We start from the raw sequence: 14143 nt of genomic DNA on the forward strand, positions 1-14143 counted from the left end.
ATACGTATAAATTTTATCGACTAACTATGATAAATTTCGATATCCCCCTATAATCAGGCAACTTGGAGATATTATGAAGAAGTTGAAATCCCTAGCTCTATTAGCTCTTATTGGTATTAGCGCTCAAGCTCAAGCGGCCCGTATCTGGTCATCAATCCCCTTTGTAAGAGGAGCGGATCTTTGCGCCTATAAGCAAGCCTACTCGCAAACTCGCTCAGAGTATATGAGTGAGATGACAGGTTTAGCATCAGAGCTTATGCAATCAGGAGCAAAAGGAAGCGAGGCCTTACAAATGCTTGTTACTTTCGATGCCTTATACGACAAGAACGTAAGACTTGCCACTCAACATAAGTATCTTGATGTGACGCTCGAAAATACATTAAAAGCATATTTTGATGGTTACTATCGTGACTTTCCAGTGGTTGATAGAAAACTAGAATTCGTCCAAATGAATAATATTCGTTATATCTTTAATTCAATCAATAATGGTCAAAGACCTGGATGGATTCCTGATAATGCAGGAGAGCTTGTTGATTATATGGCCTATGGTTCATATTCATTTGCCCCTAATTGTCGAGGAAATATCCAAGTAACTCTTACTCTTGTAGGATCAGATGGATCGACAAAGAATTATCAGGGAATAGGACAACCTTCAGTTGTGATGTCTCAAATTGCTTCACGTATGTTTGAGGACTTTCAAAGAACTCAATTTCCATCAACACTTAGAGTGAATGGAAGAAAGCTTACAATTATTGGAACTCATAATGGATCAGTCGGAAGAGTAACATCATTAAGACAAGCAGAACGAGCTTGTGACAATATGTATGCAAGACTTCCTAATGGATCTGAACTTGAGGCAATTGATGCTTACGGTGATTGGAACGGTGGAGTTTCAATTCATCAAAATATCTGGGCACTTCGTGGTGGAAAGGTATATCACCCAGGACTTATGAATCCCTCACCAGTACGTGATCCATGGTCAGTGAATGCAAAAGTCTTGAATTACTACTGTGTTCGCTAGAGCTTAAAAAGCTTTTTAATTTCAGTGTCGGGTTTAACCTGCCCGGCACGATAATCCATAACTTTCTTTCTCTTCTCATTAAAGTAGTGATGAAGATGAATAAGAACTCCAAATTTATCGTCAATTTCCATTTTAGAAATAAGAAAGCCGGCCTTAAGCTTTGGGATAATAACCGCATTATTGGTAGCGCAGTGGCGAGAATAAACCATTTGAAAGCCCTCTGCCTCTAAAATAGCGAGAGTCTTATCAAGCATGGCCCCATAAATACCATGGCGACGATACTCAGGAAGAACGGCCGAGTTACACATATAATAAGTTGTACTATTTTCTTGGAAACCCCAACTCCAGCCAATGAAATTCTCATCCTTATCGAAGGCCGCAAGACAGAGTTGATATGGACTGCCCATATTCTCTTTTAGTCTTTTAATATTAGCTAATTCTTCTTCTGAGAGAATGTCCCAAAGAACATAACTATGGTCTTCTTCAAAGACTTCTTCTTTGTGTGCTTGATAATACTTATCAAATTCTTTGCCTTCTAGGATTCTAATTTCAAATTCCATCATAGAGAAATGATACAGGAAATACGGATGGGTGCAAATGAATTAAGCAAGATTTAAAGAGGAGGCTACGCCACATAACCTCCCCCATTTTAGAGTCTTAGAATCTAAAACCAATACCGACACCAACAAGGAGAGGATCGATATCAACTTCAGCATTCACAACTCCAGATCCAGTATCAACTGTTGCATCTGTTTGTAAGTAAAGTTTTTTTACGTCAAAGTTTAGATACATATTTTGTGCAACCTTGATATCTGTACCAAGCTGTAATGCATATCCAAATGAATCATCGTACTTAGTTGAGGCCATGTCTCCAGGAACTTCTCCATAAAAGATTGTGTAGTTGATCCCTGCCCCTACATATGGTTTAAAAATACCAAAGTCCATATGGTACTGAGCAAGTAATGTTGGAGGTAGAAGAGAAACACTTCCAAGGCTTCCTGTTCCATTTAGATTTACGTCATGAGTTGCTGTTGCAAGAATTAATTCAACAGCAAAGTTTGGATGGAAGAAGTAAGAGAAGTCGACTTCAGGTACTGATTCGTTATTAATTGCAATATTACCACCAATATTATCACTAACATCAGGGCTTACACCAAGTGCTCTTACACGCACCATCGCGTTTTCTTGCGCGAATGAAAAAGAATTAAACATTAAGAAAAATAGAATTGAAATGATTGATGTTTTTTTCACAAAAACTCCTTATGTGTTTTTTATATAAAAAAAATAACAAAAGAGTTTTTAAATTTTTATGAGACAGATCAGAGATAAAAATAAAAATAAAAAAAAGCCTACTTTTGTAGGCTTTCATTTTTAATTCTTAGTAATGGAATCCCCACTGTTGCATGAATGCATGATCTGAATCATCAAACATTGGCCACCAGCCTTGAGAACCTAGCTGCTCACCTGTTTCATAATCGATCGTATGGTTGATCCAACCTGTTGGCTCTGGCCCAACAAAACGACGAAGAACAATTCTTCCATCAACAATATAATCTGAGCGGTGATACGTTACAGTGAAGACAGAACCGTCGGCCTTTCTTCTAAAGAAACGAATAACTTCACGATCAGTTAGATTATCACCAAGGTTCCACATAAGAGTTGTGTCACCAAAGTCTTTTGCCTTATACCAATCACCTACTAGGTAATCGTGCTTCATTGTTGAAACCATCGAACGAAATTCTTGGTATTCAGTCATAAGTGTTTTTGCGTCTGGGTGGTTATAACCAAAAACAAGGCAAGGCAGCATTGCCAGCATTAGAATGATAGATTTCATTAACTTCTCCTTTAAATTGAACGAGTATTTTCGCAATAAAGATCATGGAATGGCAATAAATGACAACTTAAGAAAGTTAAATTTATTGATTTTCAAATACTTACAACACCATAAATAGCAGTAATTCTTATAGGATTGAAGAAGGATAGGGCCATAACATACCTATTTATGGTAGTTATAGCGCTATGCAAGTAAACGTAAAATACCTCGACAATTTAAAAATCGAAGCCAGCTTCGACGACTTCAAAATCATTTCAGACCAGCCTGTTCGCTACAAAGGTGACGGTACAGCTCCTGGCCCATACGACTATTTCCTAGCATCATCTGCCATGTGTGCAGCCTACTTTGCCAAGGTCTATTGTAATAGTCGTGATATCCCGACAGAAGATATTCGTATCAGTCAGCAAAATATTGTGGATCCCGATAATCGTTACAAACAATCATTTGTGATTCATGCAGAACTTCCAGCTTCAATATCTGAAAAAGATAAGAAGGGAATTCTTGCATCAATGAACCGCTGTACTGTAAAGCGTGTGATCCAAAATGAAATCGACTTTAAAATCGAGGCCAAAGAAATCTTAGGAAATGATGTCAAACTTGAATATGAAGTAAATGACGCTAAGACCATGATTGCAGGAAAGGACTGTTCTCTTGAGGAAACAATTGAGAATATGACTTCGCTTCTTGCAGATCTAGGAATAAAGATTGAAATCGCCTCTTGGCGTAATCAAGTCCCTCATGTTTGGTCTGTTCATATCAGAGATGCAGACTCTCCAATGTGTTTTACCAATGGTAAAGGAGCAACAAAGGACGCTGCCCTTGCCTCGGCCCTTGGTGAATATCTTGAACGTATCAGCACGAATTACTTTTATAGTGATTACTATCTTGGTGAAGAGATCGCTAATGCAGACTTTGTTCACTACCCTAACGAGAAGTGGTTTGAAATACCAGAAGATGACACACTTCCAGAAGGTCTAATGGATAATACCCTAATTGCTGCTTATGATAATGATGGTGAGCTTTCAGCTTCTCACCTAGTTGATACAAACTCAGGAAATTATGAGCGCGGTATTTGTGCACTTCCTTATGAGCGTCAATCAGATGGTCAAACGGTTTATATCCCGGCAAACCTTATTGCCAACCTATTTGTAAGTAATGGGATGAGTGCCGGGAATACAAAGTATGAAGCGCGCGTACAATGTCTTTCTGAAATTTTTGAAAGAGCAGTAAAGAAACAAATTATTGTCGATGAAATAACTCTTCCAGATGTACCAAAAGCAGTTCTAGAAAAGTACCCAACAATTATGGAAGGGATTGCTAAACTTGAAGAAGCTGGCTTTCCAATTGTCATTAAAGATGCTTCTCTTGGTGGCCGATTTCCTGTCATGTGTGTGACGCTAATGAACCCAAGAAACGGTGGAGTCTTTGCTTCTTTTGGGGCACACCCTCGTTTTGAAGTAGCACTTGAGAGATCATTAACAGAACTTCTGCAAGGAAGAAGTTTTGAAGGAATGAATGATACTTTCCCACCAACATTTAACGAGTTTGCAATTCGTGAACACAATAATATTGTTGATCACTTTATTGACTCAACAGGTGTTATCTCGTGGAAGTTCTTTGGGGCAAAACCACAATATGAATTTAACGAGTGGAACTTCTCAGGAACAACGCAAGAAGAATATAACTACTTGATGGATATTCTTAAACAACTTGAGAAAGAAGTTTATATTGCCGATTACAATGAACTGGGTGCGGCTGCATGCCGAATTCTCGTTCCAAATTATTCTGAAATCTATCAGCCAGAAGATTTAATTTGGGATAATCATAATCAAGCTCTCGACTACCGAGAAGCGATACTTAATCTCCATGCTCTTGATGAAGAAGACCTGTCTGAACTCGTTGGCCAGCTAGAAGAAAGCTCATTGGATAATTACATGCCAGTATCAGAGCTTATCGGTGTGGCCTTTGACGAAAGTACCGTATGGGGACAACTTGTAATTGGAGAACTTAAGGCCCTGACTTATCTTGCACTAAAGCAATTTGAAGATGCCAAAGAACTAGTTGAAATGCTTGGAACATTCAATGACAATACGATTGAGAGAAGACGCTTCTATCAGGTACTTAATATCGCTCTCGATATTGAACTTGGTGAAGATCTAGAAATCACCGATTACAGCGAAAACTTAACTCGTATGTATGGTAGCGAATTAATGGAGCGAGTAACTAAGACAATTACTGGAGAGAATCGTTTTGATGGACTTACACCAACAGGAATGAATCTTGAAGGAATTGATAAGCATTTAAAGTTAATTGAAAGTTATAAAAAGCTTCAATTAGCACGCCACAACTTTCTAAAATAAATCTTTATGGTAACCTCTTAAAAAACTTTAGGAGGTTACCTATATGAATCTAAATACAATTCACTTTAAAGATGGCAAAGGACTAGATAAGACACTTAAGGACTTTGATGCCAAGGCTTATCTTATTGTTAATGTTGCTTCTAAGTGTGGACTGACTCCACAATATGAGGCGCTACAGAAACTTTACTCTGAGTATAAGGATCAAGGCCTAGAAATTTTGGCCTTCCCAGCAAATGAGTTCCTTGGGCAAGAGCCTGGAACTAACGAAGAGATTCAACAATTCTGTAATCTAGAGTACAACGTAACTTTTCCAGTAAATGAGAAAATAATAGTTAAGGGTGAAGGACAGCATCCTTTATACAAGGCCTTAACAGAAACAAAGAAGGAAGCTGTTAGAAATGACAAACCGGACTTTGAACAACTTCTGATTAGTAAGGGACTTATCTCTGGCCAACCTCATGACATTCATTGGAATTTTGAAAAATTCCTTCTCGATAAGAATGGAGAGATTGTTGAAAGATTCTTCCCAGATATCGCACCAACAGATGAGAAAATCACATCTAAGTTAAAAGAGCTTTTATAAGTGAGACCTGCACTAAGCAGGTCTCTTTCTTATGTCACTAACATTTTTATTCATCAAGAAGCGAATAAAATACTTATAAAAGAATTTTCTTATTCCTTTCGGATTTGTTCCAAATTTCTCATAGAATTCATCCGGTGTTTCATATAGCCCTAAATCTCTGACAATACCTTCTTTTTGAATATAAGTTGAGTTTCCACCTTTCCAGTCAACTTCGGGGTTTTGTAAATCCTTACAAGCAACCCCATAGCCACAAAAAGAGCGTACATTTTTTCCGGCCATCTTTTGAATTGCTTCAAGATAGTCAGTATCGAGAATGAAGCCTTCAAGGTTATACCACTGCCCCTGATATTTCACTTCTACCCAGCTATGAAGGATTTCACGTGGGGCAATTTTATAAAAGATTCCGGTAATGGCCCCATATTGTAACTTCTTATCAATTGTAAAACCGTGTAGTCTATTTTCAATCCCACATGCCGTTAACAGACTCATTAGCAGCGTGGCCTTTGTATTACATTGGCCATAACCATCACGTAAGACCTCAGATGCAGTCAAATCATCACTCGAATTATAGCCAAAATTAATCTCATCTCTAACATAGCGGTAGCAAGCTCCAATGATTTGAGACTCATCTCGAGAAAACTCGAGAATTTCATTTTTTAATGCAACGATATCGGGATGGTCAAGATCGAGTAATTTTGATTTCATATATTCTCCTTAAGAAGATCATACGAACTTTTGTTATTCTATTCTTGTATAAACTGGCTATTTTTAAAGATTTCCTTCGGTGATAGGCCAAAGCTTTGTTTAAAAAATTTTGAAAAATGAGCAGAGTCACTAAAGCCAGCAGCGATAGCGACATCCGTAATACTTCTTCCTTGCGCTTGAGCTTCCACTGCCCTTTTTAATTTTTGCCAAAGGATATACTTTCTAAATGTAACCCCTACTTCATCCTTAAATAAGTGTAGTAGCCGACTTTCTGAAAGGGCAACTTTAGTGGCCACATCCTTGAGCTTTATTTCATCGAGGTTTTCATAGGATTTAATGATATCAAATAATTTAACAATTCTTTGATCCATCTCTTTATCTGAAAGAAGCCCCAGCTCCTTTAGGAATTTTTCAACACTATTGTGATTGATATCTTCAAGCTCTAAGTCCCTAAGCTCAATAACCTTAGGATCTAATTTAAAACTAGCTTCATCATCTATGAGAATATTTAGATTGTGGCATGCTTCACTTAGAAAGCGATGTTTTTTTAGAGAAGGAAGATAGACGGCCATCTCTTCGAATACACCATCTTCTGTTTCGTATTTTAAGGGGCATGAATCGAGAGAGATCGAAATCTGTTGAGCAATATGAGAGTGAAACTCAACATTTAAGGATTTAGATTCAATAACAGTGAAATAGTCGAAGAGGTAAATTTTACGATTCATGGCCCTATTATAAGGGCCATTTGAATCAATTGCTAGTTTGTTATGCTGCGATTTTTTCTAATTTTTCAACAGCTGTTTTAATTTGTTCACTCTTTTTAACAAGGTCTTCAACTTCACGAGCAGAAGTCTCTTGCGAACTCTTTAGTTGCCACTGAGATTCATTAAGAGTGTTAATCGATGTATTTACATCTGCAATACCATTTTCTTGCTCTGAAAGTGCACCAAGAATTTCATTACACATGCTAGAAGATTCCATTGATTGGCCAACCAGCTCCTCAAGGGCATCACGACAATCAGACATTAATTTCTGACCTTCAAGTAAATCCTTTTCTGTTACCTGAACAAGGTTTTCAACAGTCTTAGTCGTCATATCTGTTAGCTCTTTCACTCGACGAGTTGACTCTTCAATGATTGTTGCAATTTCAATGGCAGACTCACCGCTGACTTTAGCAAGGCCTCCAATTTCCTCGGCCACAACACTGAACCCCTTACCGTGCTCACCTGCTCTCGCCGCTTCAACAGATGCATTGAAAGAGAGAAGTTTTGTTTGGAAAACGATATCACTAATGACTTCAGTCTTTTCTTGAATATCATTAATTGTATTTGAAATATCATTTAACTGAACACTATTGTCACGAATAACTTGAATAACTTCTTCATTATCTTTTTTAATAATATCAAACGATTGAACTAGTCTTAAGATTTTCTCTTTAGATTCGTTTGAGATATTTGCAGTATGTTTGGCAAGGCCACTTGATCGATCGGCGTTATCTCTTGTTGAATCAACCATTGACTTGATTTCAGTGATGGCCGCTGCAACATTGTCCACAGAGTCAGTTTGCTTACTGGATACATCGAGGATTTGCCTTGAGCTCGAATTAATATTATTCGCAATGCGCTCTAGTTCAACATATTCTGTCTTAAGATTTCTAATCACGTTTTTAATTGGCGAAATAAAGTTTGCATACATTGAGTGGGCATTCCATAGAGATAGCCCCAGAGCAATGGCAACACAAATCATAAGTCCAATAAGAGTACTCTTTTTAGCTTCAAAGACGGCAACCTTTACGTCATCAATATAAACACCAGTTCCGATAACCCATCCCCAAGGAGCGAAGTATTTGATATAAGAAGTCTTTTCAATGACATCACCTTCTTTCTTACGAGCGCGGTAATAAGTGAGAGGCCCTTCCCCCTTTTCAAGTCCAATTTTTAGAAATTCTTTATAGAGATAAGTTCCCTTCCCATCTTGGTACTTGGCCATATTATTTCCGACTTTATAAGGGTCAGCACCATGAGCAACGACATTTAAATTCTTATCACTAACAAAGAAGTAGTTTTTGCCATCGTAACGAAGGGCCTGTAGTAAATTCTTAGCATGTAGTTTTGCTTCTTTTTCTGTAATCTTTCCGGCCTGTGACTCATCATAAAGATACTTCACCATACTATAGGCGTTGTGAATTGCGACCTTTACGCTCTCATTCTTACCATTTCGGGCAGTCGAGTTAATCGATGGCAGGGTCACAGCAAATAGTAGGACAACAAAGACTGCCGATGACAAAATTGAATAAACTGACGCAGAAAAGAAGTATTTGATTCTCTCTCTTAAACTAACCATTAGTTTTCCTCCTAAATACCTCTTACTCCTCGTCAGTTTACAGAACAAATTAATGAACCAAACTCAATTATTTTTATGATTTTAATCAGGGTTAGAAAAATGTAAACTTTAATGAAGTTGATGCTTATCCCTAATGGAATTATCTTAATAAGGATGTTTTTAATGAAAAAGCTAGTTTTCTTTGTCCCAAAGGCCAATGCAGAGGTCGTCAAAAATGCGGTTTTCGATGCAGGAGCAGGGACAATTGGTAATTATGACCGCTGCTCATTTGAAGTAGAGGGTGTGGGGCAATTTAGGCCAAATCAAGAGGCCAATCCACATATTGGAAGAAATGGTGAAATAGAGAAAGTTGTCGAATTAAAAGTTGAGACAATTTGTCCAGATAATAAAGTCAAAGAAGTCTTGGAAGCGCTCAAGAAGGCCCATCCCTATGAAGAGCCTGCTATTGACCTCTACGATCTCGTTAACTTTGATTAGTTTGGAGGAGAATAGATGACAGCACTAAGTGAGAAAACTTGTATCCCATGTCAAGGAGGAGTTCCTCCCCTGCCAATGGATGAGAAACTTCAATTAAAGGATCAACTTGATCCTCGTTGGAGCTTTTCTAATGACAAAAGAAGACTCAGTCTTGAGCTCTCATGTGACAAATTTGATCAACCTATGGCCATAGCAAATGAGATTGCAAAAGTTGCAGACGAACAGTGGCATCATCCAGACCTCTTCATTAGTTTTGGAAAATTAAAGGTTGATCTATGGACACATAAAATTGATGACCTCGTTGAGAGCGACTTTATTTTTGCCAGCAAGATTGATCAGATTTTAAAGTCACATAAGCTTTAGTGCTAAGTTATAAACAAATGGTATAACCTCGATCGCAATTAGGATGATAATAATGATCTCCATTAAGTGGCTTTTGCGGTTATTTACTTCTGCCATATACATCTGAGAAACATCTAGAAGGTTCTTAAGTTTCTGGTCAACAAGAGATTGCCATTGTTCTACTTGTAAACGCTTTAAGCAGATTCGAAATAAGCGAGCATAGTAGATATCACCAATAACTTTTACAGAGTTCTCAATTCGATCAACTAACTCACTTGTCTCAAAGTACAACTGACTGGCATCCTTAGCAAGCACTGATACCTTACTAAAGATGGATGGGTTCTTTTCAACAACTTTTCGATATAGCCCAGATAATTTCTTATCGAGAAGATCATCGAAATAACGTAGTTCAAGAAGCTGAATATTTGCAAACTCAATAACATCACAAATATCATGGCCATCAACTTCAGAGTAGACAAAGGCATTATCCCAATCAATTGCCACAAGATCGTCAGGTCCATAACTAACAGTACAATCAACAACAGGTGCTAACATTGCCGGACTCAACTTTACATTCTTTTCCATCGCCAATAATTGATAGACGAAAGAATCTTCTAGCCAGTAATCTTTATTATGATACTTAGGAGAAGTGACAAAAATACTATATTCTTCACTTTGCTCCCATATTTTAGGCTTTACGAGTGACTCTCCTAGAGACTCAATAAAGAAGCTTATTCTTTCACGACAAAAATTCTCAACTGAATCCCCTTGAGACCAATTCTCAACCCATTCAATTAATTCTTTCTTGTCCACAAAGAATGGACATTCGATATCCACAGAAAAAGAAAGAGCACCATAGCTCCATAATTTTGCCGTGACGGCCACTTTCAAATTCTCAATCGAATGCTCTCCTAAGAAGACCACTAATGGTGGATCCTGAAAAAGCATATTCTTGGAAGGCCTATTTAGACTAAATTTTTTAAGAATAGTAAGGCTTTTAAGCTTTTCATAGGCCTTGTCTAATAATACCTCATGAGCAATATCAAAAATTCGATAAACCTTAAGGACACCCATCTTCTTATTCATAAATCACCGATACCAAGATTAAGAAAAAAGTGAAATAACACATTTAAGCTGTCCACTTCCATACTTGGCCATTTTTTCAAATTCATTAATCCCCACGGGGATATTAATATTATCAACCTTGTCCTGATTATCTTTCAAATCAGAGTCGTTAAAATAAATAAATTCATCATCGATATTCGTAATAACAATCCAATGAGGTACCTTCGTTTCAGTTAAGCGATAAGCACTTATTAGAACGAGGGCCAATCCTCCGCCTTCTATTATCTCACGAATTTTAGCGATGCCATAATTTTTAAAATGGGTTTTTACACTTACTTCTTTGAGCTTTTTTTCAAAATTTCGTTGAACGAGCTCAATAACCTCTTTCTTCTTTTTATCCCTGACAGAGTCTGTAAAAAGCGAAGACTTGCGATTAATATAAATCTCCGTTTTAAGCCCCCTCTTTGCTGCGGCCAGGGCAATCCCATGGGGGCCACATCCGCCATGCCCTGAGGCCATATAAATAGTTGTGGCCTCACGCCAGAGGTCTAGCTCAAGTTCTTGATTTAACTTTATCTTAGGTTTTAAAAATTTTAAGGCCATCATTAAGGCACTTGGCCCGCAGGTAAAGTCCGTCGTTTGCTGGTAGTAGGCAATATTTCTTTTGGCCTTGGCCGGAGCCTTACGGATACGCTTCTCATAGCAAAGAGCATCTTGGTGATCTTCATAATAATCTTGTTTTATTTTGAATTCTTTATAACCAAGTTTTTCATACAATGAGATAGCACCTTTATTCGTTCTCTTAACTTCAAGACGCAGGTATGAACAAGAGTGCTCTTGCCCCACCTTTTCTGCCAATAACATAAGCTTCTTGGCAAGGCCCTGTCCCTGAAAGCCACGACTAATAGCAATCGAGTAAATTCTCCCTAAGGATGTCCCACGATGGAAGAAAATGAGAACATAGCCAGCAATAACCTTGTTAACAAGGATCAGTTTTAGGGCCCCATGGGACTTAGTAATGGCGTATTTAAAATTCGTGGCGCTCAGGCGATCGCCATCAAAAGACTCCTCTTCAATTTTAAGGAGTGCGTTCAGATCTTCTAAGGTTGCATCTCTAAAAATATGCATAAAAAACTCTCGCTTTTTTTTTATAATTTATATTATTCTTAGATAAAAAAATATCTTTATTTTTATGTGGAGATAAAAAAAGATGGAAAAACTTGTTGTCATCGTTGATCGTCTAAAAGACTGGCAACCCTACTTCCCTACCGACCAGGTCATTACGGCCAAGGACTACCTATCAAAAGAAGAGTATCATCAACTTAAGAACCTTAGGGTTTTGAATTTATGTAATTCTTCCAAGTACTTATCCCTTGGTTACTATACTTCTCTTATTGCTGAGGCAAGAGGCCATAAAGTCATGCCCACAGTAAAAACCATTAATGATCTTTGCAAGAAGAAGCACTATACATATGATCTTGACGAGCTTCAAAGCTTGGCCCAAGAAGTGGCCACAAAGTATATCGACAATAAAGAGGAAGTCCGCTCAATTGCTTTTCGAGTATTCTTTGGAGAAACAAAAGAGAAGCTCTTTAGAAATATTGGCAAAGTAATATTTAATAACTACCCTGTCCCTATTTTTGAGGTACGTTTAGTATTTAACAAAATATGGAAAATCAACTCCATTGTACCTATTCACATAACTGACCTTAATGAACATCAGGAGACTTTCTTTGCCCAACATCTTGAACGTTTTAATAATCGTATCTGGCGTCTTCCAAATACCAGAAAACAATACAAGTATGACCTTGCAATCCTAGTGGATGATAAGGAAAAGCTTCCGCCGAGTAACCCTGAGGCGATAAGAAAATTCATCGATATTGGAAATAAGAACGGACTCTATGTTGAAACTATTTCCAAATATGACCTTGCACGAATCAATGAATTTGATGCCCTTTTTATTCGAACAACAACGTCTCTAGTAAACCCGACCTATGCCTTTGCAAAGACAGCTGTTGATGAAGGGCTCGTTGTTATTGATGACCCCAATGCAATCTTGAAATGTACGAATAAGATCTATCTTCACAATCTATTCAAGAAGAATGGAATTAACACAATAAAGAGTGAAATAGTCAGCGACTATAGTGATGCAACACTAGATCTTTTAGAAGAGAAGCTTAAGTTACCAATGGTTCTAAAAATCCCAGATGGAAGCTTCTCGATAGGAGTTTCAAAGGTTGAAACAAGACAAGAACTTAAAGAAAGTCTTAAGGAATTCCTACAAAAATCGGCCCTAATCCTAGTTCAGCAATTCCTATATACCGATTTTGACTGGCGTATTGGTGTTATTAACAAGAAACCATTCTATGCTTGCAAGTACTTTATGAGTAAGGAACATTGGCAAATCTATAATCATGCCAGTGGTGAAGAAGACAGCTCAGGGGATTCACAATGTTTAGCAATTGAAGATGTCCCACAGTATGTAATTGATACTGCGACTAAGGCCTGTACAAAAATTGGTGACGGACTCTTTGGCGTTGATATTAAAGATGACGGAAAGAAGGCCTATGTTGTGGAGGTTAATGATAATCCAAACTTAGACTTTGGTGTGGAAGACGAGTTAATTGGCGACGAGCTTTATGAAATTGTCATCAAGCATTTCATTCACAAAATTGAACAAACTAAGAATCTTTATTAGAACCATAAGTGTGGCCTAGCCACACTTTCTTTAATGCTTCATATAGAGCTTCATTAATATGCATTAACCTAGCATCTGAACTTTGCCCTAAGAGATATATTTGCTTAGCAAAATCCCCGATAACAGGTGCTTCATTTGGATCAAGTGTCTTTACTCGCTTAGGATACGCTTCTTTTAAGCGCTTACATATACTCATTGTTTTGCTCCCGTTCTTGTCACGGTAAGCAGCAACACCAAATGAGCGACAAACGGCAGGCCTTGTTAAATAATTCATACAATAACCTTTAGTCCCATCTTCAGAGTTACGATGATAAAAGACACAAGTTTTAGAAGGAGTCCCTTCAAGTTCTTCTAACAACTCTTCGACTCTTTCAATTCCTTCGTCATTAAGAAGACGAAATGCACTAGGTAACATTTCTGAAGTTGAAGCAGATATCTCCTGACTCAAGCAACATGCTCCACATCCACTAAGGCAAGGAAGTTCCTTGGTCAATTGATAGCTAGAGAAAGTCCTTGCAGACTCTTCAAAGATTGATTCAATATGCTTAGAGATCTCTTTATTTAAACTCACAAAACCTTCAACATGTAAAAACCGAAGGCCATTCTATTCATAAAAACTTAATTGGCAATAAAATTCGACATGCAAAACCACTTAAACAATTTCAACAACTTAACATTTAGTAATTTATACAACATAACTACTCTAGATAAATTT

15 protein-coding genes are annotated in these 14143 nt (G+C 37.6%); 6 read left to right on the forward strand and 9 right to left on the reverse strand.

Annotated features, from left to right (window positions below; all coding sequences use genetic code 11):
- Positions 1-73 precede the first annotated feature (73 nt).
- Positions 74-1021 carry a hypothetical protein gene (locus ABMA78_RS02170; RefSeq protein ID WP_392856596.1) on the forward strand — a complete coding sequence of 316 codons (948 nt, stop codon included), beginning with the start codon at positions 74-76 and terminating at the stop codon, positions 1019-1021.
- On the opposite strand, the gene ABMA78_RS02175 is transcribed toward ABMA78_RS02170, so the two are convergent.
- The 3 genes from ABMA78_RS02175 to ABMA78_RS02185 all read right to left on the reverse strand — a co-directional run bounded on the left by ABMA78_RS02175 (position 1018) and on the right by ABMA78_RS02185 (position 2855).
- Positions 1018-1584, reverse strand: coding sequence for a GNAT family N-acetyltransferase (locus tag ABMA78_RS02175; RefSeq protein ID WP_392856598.1), 567 nt, complete (start codon positions 1582-1584; stop codon positions 1018-1020). The genes ABMA78_RS02170 and ABMA78_RS02175 overlap by 4 nt on opposite strands.
- A gap of 94 nt (positions 1585-1678) precedes the next feature.
- Positions 1679-2272 (reverse strand): OmpW family protein, encoded by a 594-nt coding sequence (locus tag ABMA78_RS02180; protein WP_392856599.1) that lies wholly within the window; start codon positions 2270-2272, stop codon positions 1679-1681.
- A 127-nt stretch (positions 2273-2399) separates the two neighbouring features.
- Positions 2400-2855, reverse strand: coding sequence for a hypothetical protein (locus ABMA78_RS02185; protein WP_021266502.1), 456 nt, complete (start codon positions 2853-2855; stop codon positions 2400-2402).
- Between the two features lie 185 nt (positions 2856-3040).
- Between ABMA78_RS02185 and ABMA78_RS02190 the strand changes: the two genes are divergently transcribed.
- Complete coding sequence (locus ABMA78_RS02190) at positions 3041-5215, forward strand: OsmC domain/YcaO domain-containing protein (protein ID WP_392856602.1); 2175 nt, start codon at positions 3041-3043, stop codon at positions 5213-5215.
- A 43-nt stretch (positions 5216-5258) separates the two neighbouring features.
- Positions 5259-5798: a glutathione peroxidase gene (locus tag ABMA78_RS02195; protein WP_392856604.1), complete on the forward strand. Its 540-nt coding sequence runs from the start codon at positions 5259-5261 to the stop codon at positions 5796-5798.
- 12 nt (positions 5799-5810) lie between these two features.
- Here ABMA78_RS02195 and ABMA78_RS02200 read toward each other — a convergent pair whose 3' ends face one another.
- Genes ABMA78_RS02200 through ABMA78_RS02210 form a run of 3 tightly spaced genes read right to left on the reverse strand, consistent with a single transcriptional unit; the run spans position 5811 to position 8846 of the window.
- Complete coding sequence (locus ABMA78_RS02200) at positions 5811-6503, reverse strand: transglutaminase family protein (protein WP_392856606.1); 693 nt, start codon at positions 6501-6503, stop codon at positions 5811-5813.
- Between the two features lie 38 nt (positions 6504-6541).
- The gene (locus ABMA78_RS02205) at positions 6542-7228 is read right to left on the reverse strand and encodes a helix-turn-helix domain-containing protein (RefSeq protein WP_392856608.1); all 687 of its coding nucleotides are present in this window, start codon (positions 7226-7228) and stop codon (positions 6542-6544) included.
- Between the two features lie 40 nt (positions 7229-7268).
- The gene (locus tag ABMA78_RS02210; RefSeq protein WP_392856611.1) at positions 7269-8846 is read right to left on the reverse strand and encodes a methyl-accepting chemotaxis protein; all 1578 of its coding nucleotides are present in this window, start codon (positions 8844-8846) and stop codon (positions 7269-7271) included.
- Positions 8847-9008: 162 nt separating this feature from the next.
- On the opposite strand from ABMA78_RS02210, the gene ABMA78_RS02215 reads away from it, so the two are divergent.
- Together ABMA78_RS02215 and ABMA78_RS02220 are read left to right on the forward strand one after the other, a co-directional pair.
- On the forward strand, positions 9009-9323 hold the full coding sequence (locus ABMA78_RS02215) for an NGG1p interacting factor NIF3 (RefSeq protein WP_392856614.1): 315 nt from the start codon (positions 9009-9011) through the stop codon (positions 9321-9323).
- 15 nt (positions 9324-9338) lie between these two features.
- Positions 9339-9686, forward strand: coding sequence for a 4a-hydroxytetrahydrobiopterin dehydratase (locus ABMA78_RS02220; protein WP_392856617.1), 348 nt, complete (start codon positions 9339-9341; stop codon positions 9684-9686).
- Here ABMA78_RS02220 and ABMA78_RS02225 read toward each other — a convergent pair.
- Both ABMA78_RS02225 and ABMA78_RS02230 read right to left on the reverse strand, forming a co-directional pair.
- Positions 9672-10751 (reverse strand): hypothetical protein, encoded by a 1080-nt coding sequence (locus ABMA78_RS02225; RefSeq protein WP_392856620.1) that lies wholly within the window; start codon positions 10749-10751, stop codon positions 9672-9674. The two genes, ABMA78_RS02220 and ABMA78_RS02225, sit on opposite strands and share 15 nt — an antisense overlap.
- A gap of 18 nt (positions 10752-10769) precedes the next feature.
- A complete protein-coding gene (locus tag ABMA78_RS02230) occupies positions 10770-11858 on the reverse strand; it encodes a GNAT family N-acetyltransferase/peptidase C39 family protein (RefSeq protein WP_392856622.1) in 1089 nt (362 codons plus the stop codon).
- An 82-nt stretch (positions 11859-11940) separates the two neighbouring features.
- Between ABMA78_RS02230 and ABMA78_RS02235 the strand changes: the two genes are divergently transcribed.
- A complete protein-coding gene (locus ABMA78_RS02235; RefSeq protein WP_392856624.1) occupies positions 11941-13428 on the forward strand; it encodes a RimK family protein in 1488 nt (495 codons plus the stop codon).
- On the opposite strand, the gene ABMA78_RS02240 is transcribed toward ABMA78_RS02235, so the two are convergent.
- Positions 13412-13999, reverse strand: coding sequence for a YkgJ family cysteine cluster protein (locus ABMA78_RS02240; RefSeq protein ID WP_392856626.1), 588 nt, complete (start codon positions 13997-13999; stop codon positions 13412-13414). The two genes, ABMA78_RS02235 and ABMA78_RS02240, sit on opposite strands and share 17 nt — an antisense overlap.
- Positions 14000-14143: the final 144 nt, after the last annotated feature.

The organism is Halobacteriovorax sp. RZ-2 (genome assembly GCF_043196685.1).
Classification (GTDB): domain Bacteria; phylum Bdellovibrionota; class Bacteriovoracia; order Bacteriovoracales; family Bacteriovoracaceae; genus Halobacteriovorax_A.

Excerpts from the sequence above, each read along its gene's own strand:
- ABMA78_RS02170 (WP_392856596.1), top strand. The coding sequence starts at position 74 with ATGAAGAAGTTGAAATCCCTAGCTCTATTAGCTCTTATTGGTATTAGC.
- ABMA78_RS02175 (WP_392856598.1), bottom strand. The coding sequence starts at position 1,584 with ATGATGGAATTTGAAATTAGAATCCTAGAAGGCAAAGAATTTGATAAG.
- ABMA78_RS02185 (WP_021266502.1), bottom strand. The coding sequence starts at position 2,855 with ATGAAATCTATCATTCTAATGCTGGCAATGCTGCCTTGCCTTGTTTTT.
- ABMA78_RS02190 (WP_392856602.1), top strand. The coding sequence starts at position 3,041 with ATGCAAGTAAACGTAAAATACCTCGACAATTTAAAAATCGAAGCCAGC.
- ABMA78_RS02195 (WP_392856604.1), top strand. The coding sequence starts at position 5,259 with ATGAATCTAAATACAATTCACTTTAAAGATGGCAAAGGACTAGATAAG.
- ABMA78_RS02200 (WP_392856606.1), bottom strand. The coding sequence starts at position 6,503 with ATGAAATCAAAATTACTCGATCTTGACCATCCCGATATCGTTGCATTA.
- ABMA78_RS02205 (WP_392856608.1), bottom strand. The coding sequence starts at position 7,228 with ATGAATCGTAAAATTTACCTCTTCGACTATTTCACTGTTATTGAATCT.
- ABMA78_RS02210 (WP_392856611.1), bottom strand. The coding sequence starts at position 8,846 with ATGGTTAGTTTAAGAGAGAGAATCAAATACTTCTTTTCTGCGTCAGTT.
- ABMA78_RS02215 (WP_392856614.1), top strand. The coding sequence starts at position 9,009 with ATGAAAAAGCTAGTTTTCTTTGTCCCAAAGGCCAATGCAGAGGTCGTC.
- ABMA78_RS02220 (WP_392856617.1), top strand. The coding sequence starts at position 9,339 with ATGACAGCACTAAGTGAGAAAACTTGTATCCCATGTCAAGGAGGAGTT.
- ABMA78_RS02225 (WP_392856620.1), bottom strand. The coding sequence starts at position 10,751 with ATGAATAAGAAGATGGGTGTCCTTAAGGTTTATCGAATTTTTGATATT.
- ABMA78_RS02230 (WP_392856622.1), bottom strand. The coding sequence starts at position 11,858 with ATGCATATTTTTAGAGATGCAACCTTAGAAGATCTGAACGCACTCCTT.
- ABMA78_RS02235 (WP_392856624.1), top strand. The coding sequence starts at position 11,941 with ATGGAAAAACTTGTTGTCATCGTTGATCGTCTAAAAGACTGGCAACCC.